19 protein-coding genes and 1 tRNA gene are annotated in these 16,639 nt (G+C 68.2%); 10 read left to right on the plus strand and 10 right to left on the minus strand.

All coding sequences use genetic code 11. The features are described from left to right. Positions 1–10: 10 nt before the first annotated feature. Positions 11–1,006 carry a diguanylate cyclase gene (locus V7060_RS07905; protein WP_334178702.1) on the plus strand — a complete coding sequence of 332 codons (996 nt, stop codon included), beginning with the start codon at positions 11–13 and terminating at the stop codon, positions 1,004–1,006. 7 nt (positions 1,007–1,013) lie between these two features. Here V7060_RS07905 and V7060_RS07910 read toward each other — a convergent pair whose 3' ends face one another. The 6 genes from V7060_RS07910 to V7060_RS07935 form a co-directional block, all read right to left on the minus strand. Then, positions 1,014–1,868, minus strand: a complete 855-nt coding sequence (locus tag V7060_RS07910; RefSeq protein WP_334178703.1) for an alpha/beta fold hydrolase — start codon at positions 1,866–1,868, stop codon at positions 1,014–1,016. Continuing rightward, on the minus strand, positions 1,865–2,674 hold the full coding sequence (thiD, locus tag V7060_RS07915) for a bifunctional hydroxymethylpyrimidine kinase/phosphomethylpyrimidine kinase (protein ID WP_334178704.1): 810 nt from the start codon (positions 2,672–2,674) through the stop codon (positions 1,865–1,867). The genes V7060_RS07910 and thiD overlap by 4 nt, the downstream gene beginning before the upstream one ends. Before the next feature lie 43 nt (positions 2,675–2,717). Continuing rightward, positions 2,718–3,395, minus strand: coding sequence for a YoaK family protein (locus V7060_RS07920; protein ID WP_334178705.1), 678 nt, complete (start codon positions 3,393–3,395; stop codon positions 2,718–2,720). Between the two features lie 16 nt (positions 3,396–3,411). Beyond that, positions 3,412–4,809 (minus strand): PhoH family protein, encoded by a 1,398-nt coding sequence (locus V7060_RS07925; RefSeq protein ID WP_334178706.1) that lies wholly within the window; start codon positions 4,807–4,809, stop codon positions 3,412–3,414. Positions 4,810–4,924: 115 nt separating this feature from the next. Beyond that, complete coding sequence (locus tag V7060_RS07930) at positions 4,925–5,410, minus strand: peroxiredoxin (protein WP_334178707.1); 486 nt, start codon at positions 5,408–5,410, stop codon at positions 4,925–4,927. A 2-nt stretch (positions 5,411–5,412) separates the two neighbouring features. Beyond that, on the minus strand, positions 5,413–5,973 hold the full coding sequence (locus V7060_RS07935; protein WP_055943639.1) for a glycine cleavage system protein R: 561 nt from the start codon (positions 5,971–5,973) through the stop codon (positions 5,413–5,415). A 180-nt stretch (positions 5,974–6,153) separates the two neighbouring features. On the opposite strand from V7060_RS07935, the gene dapA reads away from it, so the two are divergent. Together dapA and V7060_RS07945 are read left to right on the plus strand one after the other, a co-directional pair. Continuing rightward, entirely contained in the window at positions 6,154–7,062 is a 909-nt protein-coding gene (gene dapA, locus V7060_RS07940; protein WP_334178708.1) for a 4-hydroxy-tetrahydrodipicolinate synthase, read from the plus strand. A gap of 15 nt (positions 7,063–7,077) precedes the next feature. Next, on the plus strand, positions 7,078–7,569 hold the full coding sequence (locus tag V7060_RS07945) for a hypothetical protein (RefSeq protein ID WP_334178709.1): 492 nt from the start codon (positions 7,078–7,080) through the stop codon (positions 7,567–7,569). An 80-nt stretch (positions 7,570–7,649) separates the two neighbouring features. Here V7060_RS07945 and fdxA read toward each other — a convergent pair whose 3' ends face one another. After that, positions 7,650–7,973, minus strand: a complete 324-nt coding sequence (gene fdxA / locus V7060_RS07950; protein ID WP_334178710.1) for a ferredoxin FdxA — start codon at positions 7,971–7,973, stop codon at positions 7,650–7,652. A gap of 292 nt (positions 7,974–8,265) precedes the next feature. Here fdxA and V7060_RS07955 point away from each other — a divergent pair, with 292 nt between their 5' ends. From V7060_RS07955 to V7060_RS07970, 4 genes are all read left to right on the plus strand, one after another. Beyond that, positions 8,266–8,973 (plus strand): pirin family protein, encoded by a 708-nt coding sequence (locus V7060_RS07955; protein WP_334178711.1) that lies wholly within the window; start codon positions 8,266–8,268, stop codon positions 8,971–8,973. A gap of 101 nt (positions 8,974–9,074) precedes the next feature. Beyond that, positions 9,075–9,881 (plus strand): MipA/OmpV family protein, encoded by an 807-nt coding sequence (locus V7060_RS07960; protein ID WP_334178712.1) that lies wholly within the window; start codon positions 9,075–9,077, stop codon positions 9,879–9,881. A 34-nt stretch (positions 9,882–9,915) separates the two neighbouring features. Then, positions 9,916–10,497 (plus strand): GNAT family N-acetyltransferase, encoded by a 582-nt coding sequence (locus V7060_RS07965; protein ID WP_334178713.1) that lies wholly within the window; start codon positions 9,916–9,918, stop codon positions 10,495–10,497. After that, on the plus strand, positions 10,490–11,602 hold the full coding sequence (locus V7060_RS07970; RefSeq protein WP_334178714.1) for an MBL fold metallo-hydrolase: 1,113 nt from the start codon (positions 10,490–10,492) through the stop codon (positions 11,600–11,602). The genes V7060_RS07965 and V7060_RS07970 overlap by 8 nt, the downstream gene beginning before the upstream one ends. 15 nt (positions 11,603–11,617) lie before the next feature. Here the strand turns inward: V7060_RS07970 and V7060_RS07975 are convergent, their stop codons facing one another. The 3 genes from V7060_RS07975 to V7060_RS07985 form a co-directional block, all read right to left on the minus strand. Beyond that, a complete protein-coding gene (locus V7060_RS07975) occupies positions 11,618–12,991 on the minus strand; it encodes an ATP-binding protein (protein WP_334178715.1) in 1,374 nt (457 codons plus the stop codon). Further along, positions 12,988–13,653, minus strand: coding sequence for a response regulator transcription factor (locus V7060_RS07980; RefSeq protein ID WP_334178716.1), 666 nt, complete (start codon positions 13,651–13,653; stop codon positions 12,988–12,990). Before V7060_RS07980 ends, V7060_RS07975 begins: the two co-directional genes overlap by 4 nt. 156 nt (positions 13,654–13,809) lie before the next feature. Continuing rightward, positions 13,810–13,884: transfer RNA gene (locus tag V7060_RS07985), tRNA-Glu, on the minus strand. A gap of 83 nt (positions 13,885–13,967) precedes the next feature. On the opposite strand from V7060_RS07985, the gene pcnB reads away from it, so the two are divergent. Genes pcnB through panB form a run of 3 tightly spaced genes read left to right on the plus strand, consistent with a single transcriptional unit; the run spans position 13,968 to position 16,629 of the window. Continuing rightward, complete coding sequence (gene pcnB, locus V7060_RS07990; RefSeq protein WP_334178882.1) at positions 13,968–15,311, plus strand: polynucleotide adenylyltransferase PcnB; 1,344 nt, start codon at positions 13,968–13,970, stop codon at positions 15,309–15,311. Then, positions 15,308–15,799: a 2-amino-4-hydroxy-6-hydroxymethyldihydropteridine diphosphokinase gene (folK, locus tag V7060_RS07995; RefSeq protein ID WP_334178717.1), complete on the plus strand. Its 492-nt coding sequence runs from the start codon at positions 15,308–15,310 to the stop codon at positions 15,797–15,799. Before pcnB ends, folK begins: the two co-directional genes overlap by 4 nt. A 17-nt stretch (positions 15,800–15,816) precedes the next feature. After that, the gene (panB, locus tag V7060_RS08000; protein WP_334178718.1) at positions 15,817–16,629 is read left to right on the plus strand and encodes a 3-methyl-2-oxobutanoate hydroxymethyltransferase; all 813 of its coding nucleotides are present in this window, start codon (positions 15,817–15,819) and stop codon (positions 16,627–16,629) included. The last annotated feature ends 10 nt before the right edge of the window (positions 16,630–16,639 follow it).

Raw genomic sequence — 16,639 nt, forward strand, 5'->3', positions numbered from 1 at the left:
CGGCCTTCGCATGTACCGCATGCGTGCGCTGGGGTTGGGGCTTGGCATGGTCTGCGTGGGCGCCGCGCTCCACGAGCATGCTGCGCCACCGGCGCTGTGGGCGCTGCTGCTCGCCCACGGGCTGGTGTGGCCGCACCTGGCCTACCGGCGGGTGAAGGCGCAGCGCGACGAGCCGTTGCGGGCAGAGTTCCAGAACCTGACCTTCGACGCGGCGATGGGGGGCTTCTGGATCGCGGCGATGCACTTCGATGCGCTACCCAGCGTGCTGCTGGCCGTGATGCTGACGATGGACAAGGTGATCGTCGGGGGCGGGCGCTTCGGCCTGCGCACCCTGGGGGCGATGGCGCTGACCTGCCTGGCGGCGAGCGCTGCGTGGGGATTCGCGTTCGAACCCCGCACCAGCTATCCCGTGGTGCTGGCGTGCCTGCCGTTCCTGGCCATCTATCCGATGGCGATCGGCTTCGCCACGCATTCGCTGTCGCGCAAGGCACGGCAGCAGAAAGACCTGCTGGAAAAGATGGCGCGCTTCGATGCCGCCACGGGGCTGATGAACCGCCAGCAGTGGCTGCATGCGGCCACCGCGGAGTTGAACCGCTACCAGCGCGTGGGGCGTACCGCCGTGCTGGTGCTGATCGACATCGATCGCTTCAAGGACATCAACGACGGCTACGGCCACACGGTCGGCGACGAGGTGGTGGAGGAATTCGCGCGCCTGCTGAAAGCATGCCTGCGCGACGTGGACACCGGCGGCCGCTACGGCGGCGACGAGTTTGGCGTGGTGATGCCCGACACGCGCTGGGAAGAAGCCATCGTGGCGGCGGAACGCCTGCGGCGGCAGGTCGCGGCCTGCGCATTCTCTGCGCGCGGCCTGCGCTGCACCGTCAGCATCGGACTGGCCGAATCGCATGCCGGCATCGCCTCGGTATCGGACTGGATCAACAGCGCCGACAGCGCGCTCTACCGGGCGAAGGCGCAGGGGCGCGACTGCATCGTCGTCGGCTGTTGAGGCGCGCTCAGGCGAGCAGGCCGTCGATGACGGCCTGCGGTTGCTTCATCCAGGCGAAGTGGTCGGCGCGTACGCCCAGGCGGGCGTGGTCCAGCACGGTGACGCGCGCCGGGGCGTGGGGCATCTTGGCCATGAGCGCCCGCAGCGAACTTTCCGGCGCCAGCCAGTCGTCGTCGAACAGCACGCCGCGTACCGGTGCCCGCACGTCGCGCAGGCCGGCTTCCAGGTCTACCGGCCAGCCCGCCGCGCGATAGCGGCCACTGAGTCCCACGCGCGCCCAGTCGCGGATGAGGCCGCGTGCTTCATCGCCGCCGAAGCCCAGCCGCCGGCCCGGCAGCGCACCGCACGCATGCGCCAGCCAGGGAGCAAACTGGTAGAAGAACGGCAGCGCGTAGCCGCGGGGCATGGGGAAACTGCGCCAGTAGGGGGTGCCGCTGCCGACCAGCCAGAGGGCGGCGAATGCGTCCGGATCCCGGCCTGCGTGGCAGGCCGCCAACTGGCCGCCCAGGCTGTGGCCGCCGATCCGGTGCGGAATACCCGGCAGCCGCGTGCGCACCGCTGCGTGGCTGAGTGGCAGGTCCGTACCCAGCAGTTCGCGGTAGCCCCAGTCGGTGCGCCGGTTGGCGCGCAGCGAACTGCTGCCGTTGCCGCGCCATTCGTGCACGAACACGGCCACGTCCCGGGCCGAGAGTGCCTCCGCGAACGGCAGGTAGTGGCGCGCGGCCACGCCGAGTGCCGGCACCCACAGCAGCGCGCTTGCGGGATTCACGGGAATGCGCGCGATCAGCGTGCAGGCGTGGCCGTCCTGCGACTGCAGCGGATACTCCTCGGCCGCGACGCCGTGGTCGTCGAGGGCCTTCATGCGGTCGGTGCGGCCCCGATATGGTCGAGGACGACGGTGTCGCTGCGCCCCGGCCGATAGCCCCGGCGCAGGGCGGCGTGCACGTAGTCGGAGGCGGCGAGGCAGGCGCCCTTCATCGCCATGCCCTGCGCGCAGCGGGCGGCGATGGCGGAGGCCAGCGTGCAACCGGTGCCGTGCGCTTCCAGCGCCAGGCGCGGATGCGACGTTTCGATCAGCCCGTCGTTGTCGACATACAGGTCGACCACATCGCCATCGCCGGGCAGGTGTCCGCCCTTGAGGAAGACCGCGCGCGCACCGAGTGCCAGCAGGTCGTGCGCTGCCACGCGCATCGACGCGGCATCGGGGATGCGGCGGCCCAGCAGCAGTTCCGCTTCAGGCAGGTTCGGCGTCACCACGTCGGCCAACGGCAGCAACTGCGTGCGCAGGGCGTGCAACGCGTGGTCTTCCAGCAGTTTGGCGCCGCTGGTGGCGACCATGACCGGGTCGACCACCAGCGTGGCCGGATGATGCGAGCGCACGGCATCGGCGACCACCGCGATCACCTCGGCGGTGGCCAGCATGCCCAGCTTCACCGCGCGGATATCGAAGTCCTCGAAGCAGGCGTCCAGTTGCGCGCGCAGGAAATCCATCGGCGGCACGTTCACCGCGGTGACGCCACGCGTGTGCTGCGCGGTCAGCGCGGCGATCGCCGAGAGGCCGTGCACGCGGTGCGCGGCGAAGGTCTTCAGGTCGGCCTGGATGCCGGCGCCACCGCCGGAATCGGAGCCGGCGATGGTCAGGGCGGAAACCACGGAAGGCGCTGTCATGCGTGGATTGTGCCATCCGCCTGCATGCGTGCGCGTGGATCGATCAGGGCGCGTGCGGTCGTGACCGCGTCCACTGGCGGTACAGCACGTACCCGACGCCTGTGCCGCCCGTCAGTAGCGCGGGCGCCATCAAGGCGTCGTAACCGAACTGGCGATACAGCCACGCACCCAGCACGCCGCCGCCCAGGAATCCGCTGATGATCAGCCCGCTGAGCGTCAGCCGGCGCACCGGCAGCGGCATGCCGCGCAGCAGGTGGCCCAGCCCGATGCCGAGGTCGGTGAACATGCCGCTCAGGTGCGTGGTGCGCACGGCAGCGCCGCTGTAGGTCGTGACCATCGCGTTCTGCAATCCGCAGGCCACGGCCGCCAGCAGCGCACCCCAGATCTGTTCCTGCTTGAACAGTGGGATCGCCGCCAGCAGCAGCGCGGCCTCAAGCGCCAGCACCACGCCATAGCGCCGCCCGAGCTTCAACGTCTGGTCCTGGATGATCAGCCCGCTCAGCATCGCGCCCAGGCAGAACGCGATCAGCACGCCCCACAGATGGATCACGGCGCGCAGGTTGCCCTGCGCGATCGCCGCACCCAGCAGGCTGGTGGTGCCGGTCAGGTGGCTGACCGCCTGGTGCTCGAAGCCCAGGTAGCCGATGACGTTGACCATGCCGGCCACGCAGGCCAACGTCACCGCACCGATCCACACCCAGCGGGGAAGATGGAAGTTCACGGCGCGCGGGTCGGGGTTACAGCACTTCCGACGCGTAGTCCGCCAGGCGCGAACGCTCGCCACGCCGCAGCGTGATGTGCGCGCTGTGCGCCCAGTTCTTGAAGCGGTCTACCGCGTAGGTCAGGCCGGACGTCGTCTCGGTCAGGTAGGGCGTGTCGATCTGCTCCACGTTGCCGAGACAGACGATCTTGGTGCCGGGACCGGCACGGGTGATCAGCGTCTTCATCTGCTTCGGCGTGAGGTTCTGTGCCTCGTCGAGGATCAGGTAGCGGGACAGGAACGTGCGGCCGCGCATGAAGTTCATCGAGCGGATCTTGATGCGCGAGGCGAGCAGGTCGTTGGTCGCCGCGCGGCCCCAGGCGCCGCCTTCCTGGTTGTGCGTCAGCACTTCCAGATTATCGGTCAGCGCGCCCATCCACGGCGTCATCTTTTCCTCTTCGGTTCCGGGCAGGAAGCCGATGTCCTCGCCCACGCTGACCGTGGCGCGCGTCATGATGATCTCGCGGTAGCGCTGCTGGTCCATCGTCTGCGCCAGGCCGGCGGCGAGCGCCAGCAACGTCTTGCCGGTGCCGGCGGTGCCGAGCAGGGTGACGAAGTCGACCTCGGGATCCATCAGCGCGTTGAGCGCGAAATTCTGCTCGCGGTTGCGCGCGTTGATGCCCCACACCGCGTGCTGGCTGTGGCGGAAATCGTCGACGATCTGCAGCGTCGCCTTGTTGCCCTCGACCTTGCTGACGCGGAACTCGGATTCGTCGTCGCCCGGCAGGTACAGGAACTGGTTGGGATACCAGCCGGCGTCCTCGGCCATGACGACTTCGTAGAACGTACGTCCCTTGTCGGTCCAGGACCGCAGGTCCTTGCCGTGCCGCTGCCAGAAATCCTCGGGCAGCGGATCGGCGCCGGTGTACAGCAGGCTGAAGTCGTCGAGCGCGCGGTCGTTCTCGTAATCCTCCGACACGATGCCGGCGATCGCCGCCTTGATGCGCAGGTTGATGTCCTTGGAGACGAACACCACCGGGATCTCCGGCTCCTGCTCCTTCAGCGCCAGGATCGCGCCGAGGATGGCGTTGTCCGGAATGACCGCGCCAAAGCTCTTGCCGGCGTCGAAATGGCTGGTCTGGAAGCGCAACAGGCCGGCGCTCTGCGAGCCGCGCAGCTGCAGGCTGTTGGGCTGGATCAGCGGAATGCCGGCGGCCACGTTGTCCAGTCCCGAGGTCTGGACCAGTTCGTTGAGGAAGCGGCTGACCTGCCGCGCGTTGCGGCTCGCTTCCGAGGTGCCCTTCTTGCCGTTGTCCAGTTCTTCGATCACCTGCATCGGCAGGTAGACATCGTGTTCCTCGAACTTGAACAGCGCGGTGGGGTCGTGCATCAGCACGTTGGTGTCCAACACATAGATACGCTTGCTACGGGTCATTCGGGCAACCTCATCGAGGAAGATGTGTGAACACGGGCGACGTTTCCGCGGACAGCAGCGAACCACCATGACCCGCCGCGGCGCGGGATGGTGGATGGGAGGGAAGGGGATTCCGTCACTGGGCCTGGAGGGCCTTCAGGGCGTCCAGCACGGCGTCGGCATGGCCGGGGACCTTCACGCCGCGCCACTCCTGGGCGATGCGGCCATCGGGCGAGATCAGGAAGGTGCTGCGCACCACCCCCATGACCTTGCGGCCGTACATGTTCTTTTCGTGGATCACGTCGAAGGCCTTGCACAGGGCTTCGTCGGCATCACTCACCAGGGGGAACCTGAAGCCCTGCTTCGCGCAGAAGTTGTCGTGCGACTTCACCGAGTCGCGCGAGACGCCGAGGACGGTCGCCCCCAGTTTCTTGAACTTCGGCAGCAGCGCGTTGAAATCCAGGCCCTCGGTGGTGCAACCGGGCGTGCTGTCTTTCGGGTAGAAGTACAGGACCAACCAAGTGCCGGCGTAGTCGGCGAGGGTGGTGGTCTCGCCGCCGGACAGCGCCAGCGGCAGTTTCAGTGTCGATTTTGGCAGGGCGTTCGCGCTTTTCGCCGTCATCGTCAGAACTTCATCGGATCCATGATCGCGTCCAGGTTCAGATGGTCGCAGAATTCGAGGAAGTCGTCGCGCAGCGCGGCGATGTGCATGTTCGCCGGCACGCCGATCGTGACCTGCGCCGAGAACATCTCCGCGCCGGTCTGCATCGCGCGATAGCGCGTGCTCTGCAGGTTCTCGATGGTGATGCCCTGGCGGTCGAAGAAATCGGCCAGCTGGAACAGGATGCCGGGCTTGTCGGCGGCCACGACTTCCACGATGTACGGCAGCAGGTTGGACTGCACCACCTTCGGGCCGGTGCGGTAGAACACCAGCTTCAGGCCGTCGTCGCGCTCAAGCCGCGACAGCATGGTTTCCAGCTTCGCCACGGCGTCCCACGAACCGGTCGCGAGCGCGGTCACCGACACGTCGCGCCCGACCGTGGACAGCCGCGCGTCCACCAGATTGCAGCCGCTGTCGGCGATCCGGCGCGTCACCGACAGGAGCGGCGATTCCGGATGCGTCGTATAGGCGGTGATCAGGAGGTGGTTTTCGGTCGGCGAAGGCCGGGGCGTGGAATCGGTCAAGAGAGCTTCCGGCGTTGCGGTCAGGCTGAATGGCGGCCGGGCTGCGGCCCGGCGACGTTGGCAGCATACTTGCCCGCCCTTTGAACCCGCAAGTAACATGCGGCCGACATTGCAGGCGGACCGGGATAACTGCGCTTACGGGCGCCACCGGGTCGCCGGATCCCCACCGAGAGCCTTCCCTTGCACCTTTCCGGCAGCATCACCGCATTGGCCACGCCGTTCCTGGCGTCGGGCGAACTCGACCTGCACGCCTGGCGCGCGCTGCTCAAACAGCAGCTCGACGGCGGTACGCAGGGCGTGGTGGTGGCGGGTTCGACCGGCGAGGCGGCGGCGCTGTCCGACGAGGAGTACGACACCCTGCTGCGCATTGCCGTGGAAGAGGTGCGCGGACGCATTGCCGTGCTGGCCGGCACCGGCCAGATGAATACCGCCAGGACCATTGCCGCCACGCGCCGTGCAGCGGCAGGTGGCGCACAGTTCGCGCTGGTGGTGACGCCACCCTACGTGCGGCCCACGCAGGCCGGCCTGGTGGCGCACTATCGCGCCGTCGCCGACCAGGGGGGCTTGCCGGTGGTGCTCTACAACGTGCCTGGCCGCACCGGCTGCGACCTGCTGCCGGAAACGGTGGCGGAACTGGTCGACCATCCGAACATCATCGGCATCAAGGAAGCGCGCGCCGAACCCGAACGCATGTCCGCGTTGCTGGCGTTGCGCACGGCCGGGTTCGCCATCCTCAGTGGCGACGATCCGACCGCATCGCGCGCGATGCTGGCCGGCGCCGATGGCCTGATCTCGGTCGGTTCCAACGCGCTGCCGCGCACGTTCCGTCGCCTTTGCGACCTCGCGCGCGGCGGCGATGCCGCTGCGGCGGCCGCACTGGATACCGGGTTGCAGGAGATCTACGGTTTCCTCGGCGTGGAATCCAATCCCATTCCGGTGAAGGCACTGCTGCAGCGTGCGGGCTTCGGCCATGGCCTGCGCCTGCCGTTGCTCACGCTGTCGTCCGCATACACCGATACCGCCGATCGCCTCGCTGCCGTGGTGCAGGCGCTTGAAGCACAATCCAGCCGCGACAGCCTCGCGGCCTGAACCCAGGAGAACCCCATGCGTCTTTCGTCTTCCCTCGTGCGTCCGCTTGCCCTCGTGCTGCTGGTCGTGTCCGTCGCCGGCTGCTCGTGGTTCAAGAAGGGCGCGAAGGGCGATTACGCGCTGGCGCCGGAAGCGCGTCCGCTGGAGGTCCCGCCGGACCTCACCCTGCCCAGCACCAGTGGTGCCATGCAGGTGCCGACCGCAGCGCAGGCCACGTCGTCGTCGGTGGCACCGGCGGCTGGCGGTTTCAACGTGGCCGGGTCGCGTGACGAGGCGTTCGCGCGCGTCGGTGACGCGCTGGCCGGCGTCGACGGCGTCACCATCGCCAGCCGCGCGCAGTTGCTGGGTACCTACGACGTGAGTTACGAAGGCGCGAGTTTCCTGGTGCGCGTGGCGGCGGTCGAGGCGGGCGCCTACGTGTCGGCGGTCGATCCGCGCGGCCTGCCGGCCACGTCGCCGGCGGCCACCAAGCTGCTGGCGGCACTGAAGGCCAAGCTGGGCGGTTGAGCCACGGGCTTGTTCCGGAAAAGAAAAGGGCGCCGCGAGGCGCCCTTTTTCATGGACGGGCGTTGCGGCCCGCCATGCGGTCAGCGCTCCAGCAGCGGCAGCTTGTCCGTCTTGCCTTCCCACTCCTTGGCGTCCGGCAGGGGATCCTTGCGCGTGGTGATCACCGGCCAGGCCCGCGACAGCTCGGCGTTGAGCGCCACGTAGCCTTCCTGCCCGGCGGGCACGTCGTCCTCGGGATAGATGGCGTTGATGGGGCATTCCGGCTCGCACAGCGTGCAGTCGATGCATTCGTCGGGATCGATCACCAGGAAGTTCGGCCCTTCGTGGAAGCAATCCACGGGACAGACTTCAACGCAGTCGGTGTACTTGCACTTGATGCAGTTTTCGGTGACGACGAAAGGCATGAGGCTCGATGCGCAGCGGAGAGAACCGCGCAAGTTTAAATCACCGCGTCATTCGAGTTGGAACTCTTTCTTGCGCGCTGCCTGCGACCGGTTGTCGCCACGGCGTGCGCGGACGGTGTGCGGCGCCTGCCAAGGCAGCTGGACCGGTCGATCATTGTTCCAGGATCGGCTGTCCGTCTTTACCGGGAGGGATTTAAATTTCATAAATGGAACAATCAATTGATTCTTGGCCAATTTATTTCATGGGTGCGCGGGATCATGCTGCGCGCCTCATCCCACCAGGAGTTCCGCCATGATCACCCTGCGACCTGCCCAGGCCCGCGGCCATGCCAACCACGGCTGGCTGGATTCCTGGCACAGCTTCTCCTTCGCCAGCTACTTCGACGACAAGCACGTCCATTGGGGTCCGCTGCGCGTGATCAACGAGGATCGCGTGGCCGCGGGCCGCGGCTTCGGCGAACACGGCCACCGCGACATGGAGATCATCAGCTACGTGCTGGAAGGCGCGCTGGGCCACAAGGATTCGATGGGCAACAGTTCCAGCATCGTGCCCGGCGACGTGCAGCGCATGAGCGCTGGCACCGGCGTGCAGCATTCCGAGTACAACTACAACGAGTCGGGCGCCACGCACTTCCTGCAGATCTGGATCATTCCCGACCGACAGGGCGTCGCGCCCTCGTACGAGGAGAAGTCGTTCCCGGCCGCCGACAAGCAGGGCCGCCTTCGCCTGGTGGTCAGTCCGGATGGCGACGACGGTTCGGTGAGCATCCATCAGGACGCGCGCATGTACGCGGGCCTGTTCGATGGCAGCGAGAAGGCGGAGCTTCGCCTGTCCGAGGGGCGGCTCGGGTACGTGCACGTGGCGCGTGGCGAGGTGACCGTCAACGGTCAGGCCCTCAAGGCCGGCGATGCCTTGCTGTACGACGCGGAGCCGCTGGTCAGCATCGAACGCGGTAGCGGCGCGGAAGTGCTGGTGTTCGACCTGCCGCGGATGCAGTGAACGGTGGCGGCAGGAATGCGCGGCGCTTAAGGAGTTCTTAAAGAGCGGACGCGAGCATGGGTGAGCCGGATTCCTCCGGTTCCCCCATTGCCGAGGTTTCCATGAGTGCGCTGCGCGCCTGTCTGCCCCTGTTGTTGCTGTTGCCGTTCTCCGCGTTCGCCCAGATCGTGGAGCGCGCCGACGCGAAGGCGCAGGACCAGCTGCCGTCGCGCTGGAGTGCCGGCCTGGCGGTCGTCCATCGCGACAGCGAATACGCGGGCGAGGGGACGCGGACGCGCCTGTATCCCAACATCGCCTACGACGGCGATCGCTTCTACCTGCGCGGCGCCACATTCGGCTATCGCGCCTACACCGATGACCGTTTCGAAGTGCGGACCTTCATCGCCGGCCGACTGGACGGCCTGGATGCCGATGATTTCGGCGTCGCCGAACTGGCGCGTCGCGGCGTGGACCGTCGCCTGCTGTCCGACCGTGACGACAGTGTCGACGTCGGTGTCGGCGCGAGTTGGAAAGGCGCCGGTGGCAAGCTCGATCTCGACGCGCGCATCGACGTCAGCGGCACCAGCGACGGGTATGCCGTCGCGCTCGACTACAGCTATCCGCTCACGCGGGGGCGTACGACGCTGGTCCCCTCGATCGGCGCAGTGCGCCTGTCGGCCGACATGGCCGATTACTACTACGGCATCCTGGACGAAGAAGTCGCGCGCGGCGTGGTGGCCTACCGCCCCGGGGCAGCCACGGTGCCGCGTGCCAGCCTCACGCTGATCCAGCCGTTCGCCCGGCGCTGGGCCCTGACGGGCAGCGTGGAATACCGCGCGTTGCCCGATGCGCTGCAGGACAGTCCGCTGGTCGAAGCGGGCAAGAATTCCAGCACGTCCCTGTTCGTCGGCCTCTCGCGCGGATTCTGAGTTTCCGCCCCCACGCCCTCCCATGGAGTTCCCCATGAACGCCCGACCTTCCCGCACCCAGGCCGCGACGGCGCCGCGTCCGGCACCCGTTGCCTTTCTTCCGGCACCTGCGCATCCCGCGTGGGTGCATGCTTCCGTCGGCGACGGTATCGATGTCCGTCGCGTCACCCGCGCGCACGCCGCCGTGCTGATGCAGTTGTGCGACCAGCAGAGGGCGGAGTCGCCTGACCCCCCGCGTACGCGAGCCGGTACCGGCGTGCTGGAATTGATGGAGGCCCTGTTCGAACCGCCGCTGCGCGCATGGGCGTGGATGGCGGAGCATCGGGGCGAAGCGGCGGGATATGCCTTCGCCACCGTCGGCTTCTCGATGATCGAGCGTGCCTACTACTTCAATCTGGAAACGCTCTTCGTGCCGGCGAAGGCGCGGCCTTCCGGGGTCGCCGCGCGCCTGCTCGCCGAGGCGCGCCGCACGGCGTCGGACCTGGGCTGCGTGGACCTGCGCTGGCAGGTGCCGGTGGGGCAGGGTGGCACGGACATGGCGCTGCCTGGTCAGGCCGGCGCGGCGACGATCATCCAGTACGTGTTCCCCACGCTGCGGAGCGACCAGGATGACTGATGCATCCACGATGGTGCCTCGCCGCGGCAAGCGGTTGAAGCGGATCGCGGCGGCCGCCTGCGTGTCGGCCACGGCGGTCGCCTATGCCGGCCTGTCCGGCTGCGCCACGCTGTCCTATCCGCAATCGCCGCAGTTCGGCGAAGACGGCTTCCAGAACGAACGCAAGCCACGCCCGCTGGGCTGGCGGGAAACCAGCAAGCTCTGGTGGGATTTCATCGTCGGCGGCAAGCCGGCTGGCACGGTCCCGACCCGCTCGATTCCCATGCAGGCGTTGACCCGGCAGCAGTTGGACGCCGCGGCGGATGGCACGCTGTACCGCCTCGGCCATTCGACCGTGCTGCTGAAGCTGGACGGACGCTTCTGGTTGACCGATCCGGTGTTTTCCGAGCGCGCTTCGCCGGTGCAGTGGGCGGGGCCGAAGCGCTTCCATGCACCGCCGATCGCCATCGACGATCTGCCGACGCTGTCCGCCGTGGTGCTGTCGCACGACCACTACGACCATCTGGATCGCGACACGGTGCGTGCGCTGGCGGCGAAGACGGAGGTATTCCTGACGCCGCTCGGCGTCGGCGACCGCCTGGTCCGCTGGGGCGTGCCGCCTGAGAAGGTGCGCCAGCTGGACTGGTGGGACGATGTGGAACTCGATGGCGTGCGTTTCACCGCGACGCCGTCCCAGCACTTCTCCGGCCGCACGCTGTTCGACCGCAATGCCACGTTGTGGGCGTCGTGGGTGATCCGGACGGACGAACTGAAGGTGTTCTTCAGCGGCGATACCGGCTACTTCGACGGCTTCCGCACCATCGGTGAGCGCCTGGGGCCGTTCGATCTCACCCTGCTCGAGTGTGGCGCCTACGATAGCCGCTGGCAGGACGTGCACATGCTGCCGGCGCAGACGCTGCAGGCGCATCGCGATCTGGGCGGCGGGTCGCTGGTGCCGATCCACAACAGCACCTTCGACCTGGCGTTCCATGGCTGGAACGAGCCGATGGAGACGCTGTACGTGCTGTCGCAGGACGCGGGGGTCGACATCGTCACGCCGGTGATCGGCCAGCCGTTGACGATCGCCCGTCCGGAAGACACGCAACCCTGGTGGCGCGGCGAATAACGCCGCATCCCCGCATCAGGCATCCGGTGTCGCGCGGAACTCGACGCGACAACCGAATCCCCGGCCAGCGATCCCGTCCTCCACCGTGATGCGCGCATCGTGCGCGCGCGCGATGCGGTCCACCAGCGACAGGCCGATGCCGCTGCCTCGTTCGCCATTGCCCTGACTGCCGCGGAAGAAGCGCTCGAAGATGCGCTCGCGCTCGTCGGCGGGTACGCCGGGACCGTTGTCGCGCACCCTCAGCCAGGCCGTCCCGCCTTCGTCGTCTGCACCACAGGCGATCTCGATGCGTGCGCCGTCGCCGCTGTAGCGGACCGCGTTGTCCAGCAGGTTGCGGACCAGGATGCCGAGATCGTCGAGGTCGCCGCGCACGCTGGCGGGCTCGGCGTGGAGAGCGAGCGTCTGCTGCCGGCGGCTGGCCATCGATTCGAACTCGCGCGCGACCATCGTCACTACGTCCGGTAGCGCGACTACCGGTCGGTCCTCGCGCAGCGGCGATGCGTCGACGCGCGCCGAGTCGAGCAACTGTTGCGCCAGGCGCGAGGTGCGCTGGATGCCGTGCGCGAGCTGCGTCAACGCCGCCTGCGCATCCGCCTGGCTGCCGGCGCGCATGGCCACCTGCGTCTGCGTCAGCAGTGCCGCCAGCGGCGTGCGCAGTTCGTGCGCGGCATCGGCCAGGAACTGGCGCTCGCCGCGCATTGCGTCCGACAGGCGCTCGAGCAGGACGTTGAACGAATCCACCAGTGGACGGATTTCGCGGGGCAGTCCCGCGACGGGCAACGGCGCCAGGTCGTGCGGCGCGCGCTCCGCCATGCCACGGCGCAGGCGGTTCATCGGGCGCAGGCTCCAGTGGATCGCGAGGCCGACGCAGGCACCCAGCACCAGCAGGATGCCGACGCCGCTCCAGACACTGACTTTCACCCAGTACCCCAGTTCCGTGCGCATGGCCGACAGCGACATGCCGGTCTGCACCTGGATGCGGCCGCGGGCATCGGAGACGGCGTAGACACGCCAAGGCTCGCCGCCTACCTCGGTGAGGGCGAAGCCGGGCTTGAAGTCCGGCTGCAACGGCTGTGTCGGCGTGCCTGCGGACAACACGATCGGTACCTGTCTGTCGAGGATCCAGACCTGGTAACGCAGCACCTCGAGTTTCCGTTTCGTCGAGGTGGCGCGCAAGGGCAGCTGCAGGCGCGGTCCGGCGTCGAGCGCGTCGATGTTGGCGGGCATCGACAGCAGGATCTGTTCGCCGACCTCGCGCAGGAATCCGTCTTCGTGGCCCTGCTGCTGCCGCGTCATCTGGAAGTGCTGGCTACCCAGCCAGCAGCCCCATCCCACCACGAGCGGCGTCATCACCGCCAGCAGCAGTTTCGACTTCAGCGAGTGGCTCATTCACCCTCTCCCAACCGGTAGCCGAAGCCATGCACGGTAGTGATCACGCCTTCTCCCAGTTTCTTGCGCAGTTGATGGATGTACACCGCGATGGTGTTGCTCTCGATCGAGCCTTCACCGCCGTACACCAGCGACTCCAGCGTATCGCGCGCGATCACGCGTCCGGGCCGTTCCATCAGCGCCAGCAGGGTGCGGTATTCGTGCACGCCCAGCCGGACCGGGCGGTCGCCCAGGCGGACCGAGCGGTCGGCCGGGTCGAGCATGATCTCGCCGTGCCGCAGCACGGGCGAGACGCGCCCCTGGGTACGGCGGACCACGGCGCGCAGCCGCGCGCTGAGTTCGCCGGCTTCGAAGGGTTTGACGATGTAGTCGTCGGCGCCGGCATCCAGGCCGCGGACGCGGTCGCTGAGCTGGTCGCGCGCGGTGATGATCAGCACCGGCGTAGTGTCGTACCGCTGGCGCAGCGCGGCCAGTACGTCCAGCCCGGAGCCGCGCGGCAGGCCGAGGTCCAGCAGCACGGCGGTGTAGCCGTGGTCGACCAGCGCCAGGCGTGCGCCGGCGACGTCTTCGGCACGGTCGATGGACCAGCCGTCCTGCACCAGTGCGGCCGCCAGGGCGTCGCCGAGCATGCGATCGTCTTCAACCAGGAGCAGGCGCGACACGGGCGGCCCTCGGGCGGGTGGGGGCGACCATGCTAGGTCGGCGCGATTAAACCGTCTTTAATGTGTCCGTGCCCGGGTCCGCAAACACAAAACCCCGCCGGGGCGGGGTTCTGGTGGTTCACCTGCTGCGGATCTCAACCCGCAGCCTCGACCGGATGGCGCTCCCTAGGGGGCTCGAACCCCTATTTTAGCCTTGAGAGGGCCACGTCCTAACCATTAGACGAAGGGAGCGTTTTTGGTGAAACCGGCGTAGCGGATTAGTATAGGTGGCGCTCAGGCTCAGGGCAATCCACCCTGCCTGCCGCGCGACCCTCCTGCATGGAACTGCCGCTATTACGCCCGTCACCGCTCTGCGAACCATCCCGCGCGACCAGCACACCATCTCGCGCAAGGACATCAGCCCGAACGCGCTGCGCGTGCTTTACCGCCTGCGGGACGCCGGTTTCCAGGCCTATCTGGTCGGCGGCGCGGTGCGCGACCTGCTGGTCGGTGGCCATCCCAAGGATTTCGACGTCGCCACCGACGCCACGCCCGAACAGGTCCGCCAGCAGTTCCGCAACTGCCGTCTGATCGGCCGTCGGTTCCGGCTGGCGCATGTGGTATTCGGCCGCGAAATCATCGAGGTCGCCACGTTCCGTGCGAACGTCGACGACGGCAGCGGCGACCGCGAGATGGACAACGGCCGCCTGGTCCGCGACAACGTCTACGGCACGGTGGAAGACGATGCGGTGCGCCGCGACTTCACCGCCAACGCGCTGTACTACGCCATCGACGATTTCTCGGTCCGCGACTACGTGGGCGGCTTCGAGGACACGATGGCGCGGCGCCTGAAGCTGATCGGCGATCCCGAGCAGCGTTACCGGGAAGATCCCGTGCGCATGCTGCGCGCCGTGCGCCTGGCCGCCAAGCTGGACTTCGAGATCGAGGCGGAGACCGCCGCGCCGATTGCGCCGCTGGCGCCGCTGCTGGCCGAAGCCGCGCCGGCGCGCCTGTTCGAAGAGATCCTGAAGCTGTTCCTGTCCGGACATGGCGTGGCCAGCTTCGAAGGGCTGGAGCGGTTCGGGCTGTTGAACGTGCTGTTTCCCGAAACGGCGGCCGCGCTGGCGTCCAACCGCAGCGGCGCATTGCGCCGGATGGTCCTGGCCGGCCTGACCGGTACCGACCAGCGAGTCGCCAATGACGAACCGGTATCGCCGGCCTTCCTGTTCGCGCTGCTGCTGTGGCCGGCTTACTGCCGCGCGCTGATGGGATTGCAGGCGCAGGGCGTGCAGGCGGAGGAAGCGCAACGCCGCGCCGCCGACCGAGTCACCCTGCACCAGTTGAAGACCGTGGCCCTGCCGCGCCGCTTCTCGCTGCCGATGCAGGAGATCTGGTTGCTGCAGACCCGCTTCGGCAACCGCCAGCGCAAGCGGGTGACGCGCCTGCTGAGCCATCCGCGCTTCCGTGCGGCGTTCGATTTCCTTGTGCTGCGGCTGGCGGCCTCGCCGGAGCATGCGGACGACGTGGCGTTCTGGCGCGAGGCACAGACGCAGTCGGGCGAGGAACTGTCGGCGTCGCTGGGCGTCGCCGCTTCGACCGACGCTTTCGCCGAGGACGCGCCGCCGTCCAAGCGGCGCCGCCGGCGTCGCAGCCGCAGCGCGGCGTCTTCGCCAGAATGACGGCGCAGGTCCAGGCCTGCGTTGGCCTGGGAGCCAATCTCGGCGATGCCGCCGGGACGCTGCGACAGGCCATCGATGCACTCGGCAGTCGGGATGGCGTGGCCATGCGCGGCGTGTCGCGCTTCTACCGCACGCCGGCCTGGGGCAGGGAAGACCAGCCCGACTTCATCAACGCGGTCGTGCTGATCGAGACCACGCTGCCTGCATCGAAGCTGCTGGCGCAGTTGCTGGCGATCGAGGCCGACTTCGGCCGCCATCGGGCCGACGGCGAGCGCTGGGGGCCGCGGACACTGGACCTGGACTTGCTGCTCTATGGCGATGCGGTGATCGACGAGCCGGGGTTGCGCGTGCCGCATCCGCACCTGCACGAGCGTGCGTTCGCACTCGTGCCGTTGCTCGACGTGCTGCCCGCGGCCCGGATTCCCGGCTACGGCGATGCGCGGGATGCTGTGTCCGTGCTGGAAATGTCCAACATCCAGCCGTTATGAGTGGATAATGCGGCGCTATGAGCACGCATGCCGACAGCAAGCCCTGGACCGTTCCCGCCCTCGCCGATGCCAAGCGCGATGGCCGCAGGCTGGTGATGCTGACGGCGTACGACAACAGCTTCGCCCGCGTGCTGGACGCCAATGGCGTCGACCTGGTGCTGATCGGCGATTCGCTGGGCATGGTGGTGCAGGGGCATGACTCGACGCTACCGGTGACGGTGGACGACATCGTCTACCACACGCGTGCCGTCGCCCGCGGCCTAAATCGCGCGCTGCTGGTCTCCGACCTGCCGTTCCAGTCCGACGCCACGCCAGAGCGTGCGCTGGATGCCGCCATCGCGCTGCTGCAGGCGGGTGCCGAGATGGTCAAGCTGGAAGGCGCGGGCCACAAGCTCGAGGTCATCCGCTTCCTGGTCGAGCGCGACATCCCGGTCTGCGCGCATCTGGGCCTGACGCCGCAGTCGGTGCTGAAGTTCGGCGGCTACCGCGTGCAGGGTCGCGATGACGCCGCAGCGGCGCGTCTGCGCGAAGAAGCGCGTGCGGTCGCCGAGGCCGGCGCCCAGTTGCTGGTGCTGGAATGCGTGCCGTCGTCGCTGGCGGCCGCGATCACCACCGACCTGGCCATTCCCACCATCGGCATTGGCGCCGGTTCCGGTTGCGACGGTCAGGTGCTGGTGCTGCACGACCTGCTCGGCCTGGATACCGGCCACCGGCGCCCGAAGTTCGTCAAGGATTTCCTGGCCGAAGGCGGTTCCGTGGCGGGTGCGGTACGCGCCTACGCCGACGCCGTGCGCAGCGGGGCATTTCCCGACGACGCCCATTCCTACTGACCGCGCCGCG

Source organism: Pseudoxanthomonas sp. (genome assembly GCF_036845285.1).
GTDB lineage: Bacteria > Pseudomonadota > Gammaproteobacteria > Xanthomonadales > Xanthomonadaceae > Pseudoxanthomonas_A.

Coding starts and splice junctions, on each gene's coding strand:
- V7060_RS07905 (WP_334178702.1), top strand. CDS start 11: ATGTACCGCATGCGTGCGCTGGGGTTGGGGCTTGGCATGGTCTGCGTG.
- V7060_RS07910 (WP_334178703.1), bottom strand. CDS start 1,868: ATGAAGGCCCTCGACGACCACGGCGTCGCGGCCGAGGAGTATCCGCTG.
- thiD (WP_334178704.1), bottom strand. CDS start 2,674: ATGACAGCGCCTTCCGTGGTTTCCGCCCTGACCATCGCCGGCTCCGAT.
- V7060_RS07925 (WP_334178706.1), bottom strand. CDS start 4,809: ATGACCCGTAGCAAGCGTATCTATGTGTTGGACACCAACGTGCTGATG.
- V7060_RS07930 (WP_334178707.1), bottom strand. CDS start 5,410: ATGACGGCGAAAAGCGCGAACGCCCTGCCAAAATCGACACTGAAACTG.
- V7060_RS07945 (WP_334178709.1), top strand. CDS start 7,078: ATGCGTCTTTCGTCTTCCCTCGTGCGTCCGCTTGCCCTCGTGCTGCTG.
- fdxA (WP_334178710.1), bottom strand. CDS start 7,973: ATGCCTTTCGTCGTCACCGAAAACTGCATCAAGTGCAAGTACACCGAC.
- V7060_RS07955 (WP_334178711.1), top strand. CDS start 8,266: ATGATCACCCTGCGACCTGCCCAGGCCCGCGGCCATGCCAACCACGGC.
- V7060_RS07960 (WP_334178712.1), top strand. CDS start 9,075: ATGAGTGCGCTGCGCGCCTGTCTGCCCCTGTTGTTGCTGTTGCCGTTC.
- V7060_RS07965 (WP_334178713.1), top strand. CDS start 9,916: ATGAACGCCCGACCTTCCCGCACCCAGGCCGCGACGGCGCCGCGTCCG.
- V7060_RS07970 (WP_334178714.1), top strand. CDS start 10,490: ATGACTGATGCATCCACGATGGTGCCTCGCCGCGGCAAGCGGTTGAAG.
- V7060_RS07975 (WP_334178715.1), bottom strand. CDS start 12,991: ATGAGCCACTCGCTGAAGTCGAAACTGCTGCTGGCGGTGATGACGCCG.
- folK (WP_334178717.1), top strand. CDS start 15,308: ATGACGGCGCAGGTCCAGGCCTGCGTTGGCCTGGGAGCCAATCTCGGC.
- panB (WP_334178718.1), top strand. CDS start 15,817: ATGAGCACGCATGCCGACAGCAAGCCCTGGACCGTTCCCGCCCTCGCC.